The organism is Thioclava sp. JE_KL1, from assembly GCF_009296265.1.
Lineage (GTDB): Bacteria > Pseudomonadota > Alphaproteobacteria > Rhodobacterales > Rhodobacteraceae > Thioclava.
In genome coordinates this window covers 1-2,632 of record NZ_WBJS01000042.1, presented here as the reverse complement: position 1 = coordinate 2,632, position 2,632 = coordinate 1, and the positions used below count along the sequence as shown (strand labels likewise).

The following is a 2,632-nucleotide window of genomic DNA, read 5'->3' as shown; positions in this document are numbered from 1 at the left end:
CATGACGTTCTCGCGGACGGTGAGATGCGGGAAGAGATTGAAGCTCTGGAAGACCATGCCGACTTCGGCACGCACCTTCGCCAAGGCCCGCCCCGGAAGGACCGGGATGCCGTCGACGCGAATTTCGCTCGCGCGGTCGAAATCCTCCAGGCGATTGATGCAGCGGATCAGCGTTGACTTGCCCGACCCCGAGGGGCCGATCACGCAAACTACTTCGCCTTTTTCGATCTCCAGATTGATCCCGCGCAGCGCTTCGTAGCTGCCATAATATTTGCGCAGATCTCGGATGCTCACATAGCCCGTCATACGCGCCTCCCGGAATTGAAACGGTTCTCCAGACGCGACACCAGCAGCACCGCTGGCCAGAGGAAAACGATATAGATCAGCGCAGCGCCGATCAGCGGCGAGGGGTTCGCCGCGAGCGCCTGCGCCTGTGTCGCCTGTTTCAGAAGGTCCGGCATCGCGACCACGGAGGCCAGCGCTGTGTCCTTCATCACGTTGATCGAGTTGTTGGTCAGCGGTGGGATCACGATCCGGATCGCCTGCGGGAGGATCACGTCGACCATCGTCTGGCGGTGACTCAGCCCCAGAGCCTCGGAGGCCTCGAACTGGCCGTTCGGGATCGCCTCGATACCGGCACGAAAAATCTCCGCCGTATAGGCGCCGGAGACAAGCGTCAGCGCGGTCATCGCCGAAGCAAAGGACGACAGACGCACGCCGAGGAAGGGCAACGCGTAATAGACAACGATCAGCAGCACCAGAAGGGGGATCGAGCGGAACACGTCGATATAGATCTTCGTCAGCAGACGCACCGGCGCCACGCCGTAGAGCCGAAGCATGGAGAGGATCAGGCCGAGGACCAGACCCGCCACGATGCTCGCCACGCCCAGCTGAAGCGTCAGCCAGAGGCCGCTCAGAAGCATAGGCACGCTTCGCTGCAAGACCTCTAAGTTCAGGAATGTGTCAAAAAACGTCATGAGACTCTTTCGGTCAGCGGCGCGCCCCCGCTGAACGGAGACGCGCCCTAGGTCGTTATTTCAGCGAGGGCATGTCCATGACCGTGACGGTGGAGGTATCCGCCTCAGGGGCGACGCCGAACCACTTCTCATGCAGCTTGGCGATCGTGCCGTCCTTCTTGAGCTCGGTGATGATGTCGTTCACTTCGCTGGCCAGCGGTGCGTCCTTGGCGAACATCATCGAGTATTTCTCGCCCGTCGCGATGCGCTGAACCACTTTCAGGTTCGGCTTGTCCTTGACGTAGTAGAGCAGTGCAGGAATGTCGGAGATATAGCCGTCGATGCGGCCCGCCGCGAGGTCGAGCATCGCAGGCGCCAGCCCTTCGTAGCGCTTGATCTCGGAGAAGCCATATTCTGCATTATGCTCGGTCGCCCACATATCGCCGGTCGAGCCAGTGTCGACACCGACGATCTTGCCCTTCATCTCGTCGAGCGATTGCGGCCCGCTCGCGAGCGCGGTCAGCGACTGGTCGCTATCGTAATAGGGCTGCGCAAAGGAGACCGATTTCAGGCGCTCGTCGGTGATGGTGATCGAAGAGATCGCTGCATCGATCCGGCCCGACTGCACCGCCGAGAAGAGCCCGTTGAACGGAATGTTCACGATCTCAACGTCGCGCCCGAGTTTCGCGGCAACCGCATCGACCAGATCGACCTCGAAGCCGACGTTCTTGCCGGTCTCGTCCTGAAACTCCCACGGCACGTTCCCGATATTGGCGCCGACGGTGAGCGTCTCCGCCCAGGCACTCGTCCCGAGGGCAGTCACTGCAACAAAGGCCATCGCGGCGATCTTTCCAAATTTTCCAGACATGTTCGTTTTCCCTGTTGATCGTCGTTTTATTTTGCTTAACTGGCATGACCGGTCAGACCGGTCTGACCTTTTGAAGCATGCTTTCCCGGATCTGACAAGGAACTTCTTTGATGTTGGCGGGCGCGGGGGGCTATAGATTTAATAACTGCCAGCTTAAGAGGCGCTGCATGGATTTCACGAACGACAAGAGCCCCGTAACCCAGACGGTCGCGCGCCAGCTGCAAGAAATGATCCGCACCGGAGCGCTGAAAAAAGACGAGCGCTTGCCCTCGCAGCGCGTGCTGTCAGAACAGCTTGGCGTTTCGCGCGCATCGCTGCGCGAAGCCCTGCTGACGCTGGAAACGATCGGTCTCGTGCGCACCTACCCTGCCCGCGGCACTTTCGTGACCGGCGCCCAGACAGGCAAGCCCGCCGCGATGGATCAGTGGCGCTTCGAGGAACAGTATTCGATTCTCGATGTCTTCCAGTCCCGCCTGCTGATCGAAACAGAACTCTGCCGTCTCGCCGCCCCCCATATGACGCCCGAGATTGCGGATCAGCTGCGGCGTGCGACGGAGGAATTCGAGCAGGCATGGCGCAAGGAAGATCTCGTGACTCATGTCGAAGCCGATCTCACCTTCCACAACATCATCGCGCAAACCTGCCCCAACGCCATGCTGCGCCGCCTGCACCAATCCGTGCGCGACCTTCTGACCGAGACCCAGCGCGTGCCGATACCGAACACTGAGGTCGACCGCATGAACGCCTCGATCAAAGAGCACAGGGCGATCCTGGAGGCGCTAACGCGGCAGAATGCGAACGACGCCGC

Annotated in this window: 4 protein-coding genes; 1 reads left to right on the top strand and 3 read right to left on the bottom strand. The window is 60.6% G+C overall.

The annotated features are described in order from the left end of the window. The 3 genes from F8R15_RS20740 to F8R15_RS20730 all read right to left on the bottom strand — a co-directional run. Positions 1 to 306, bottom strand: a 306-nt coding sequence (locus tag F8R15_RS20740) for an ATP-binding cassette domain-containing protein (protein ID WP_152845853.1), incomplete at its 3' end; no start/stop codon positions are given. Next, positions 303 to 923 (bottom strand): amino acid ABC transporter permease, encoded by a 621-nt coding sequence (locus tag F8R15_RS20735; protein WP_253732836.1) that lies wholly within the window; start codon positions 921 to 923, stop codon positions 303 to 305. The genes F8R15_RS20740 and F8R15_RS20735, both read right to left, overlap by 4 nt. Before the next feature lie 109 nt (positions 924 to 1,032). Beyond that, entirely contained in the window at positions 1,033 to 1,824 is a 792-nt protein-coding gene (locus F8R15_RS20730; protein WP_152845851.1) for an ABC transporter substrate-binding protein, read from the bottom strand. Between the two features lie 167 nt (positions 1,825 to 1,991). Here F8R15_RS20730 and F8R15_RS20725 point away from each other — a divergent pair. Beyond that, a partial coding sequence (locus F8R15_RS20725; protein ID WP_152845850.1) for a FadR/GntR family transcriptional regulator occupies positions 1,992 to 2,632 on the top strand: 641 nt, incomplete at its 3' end.

Coding starts and splice junctions, on each gene's coding strand:
- F8R15_RS20735 (WP_253732836.1), bottom strand. CDS start 923: ATGCTTCTGAGCGGCCTCTGGCTGACGCTTCAGCTGGGCGTGGCGAGC.
- F8R15_RS20730 (WP_152845851.1), bottom strand. CDS start 1,824: ATGTCTGGAAAATTTGGAAAGATCGCCGCGATGGCCTTTGTTGCAGTG.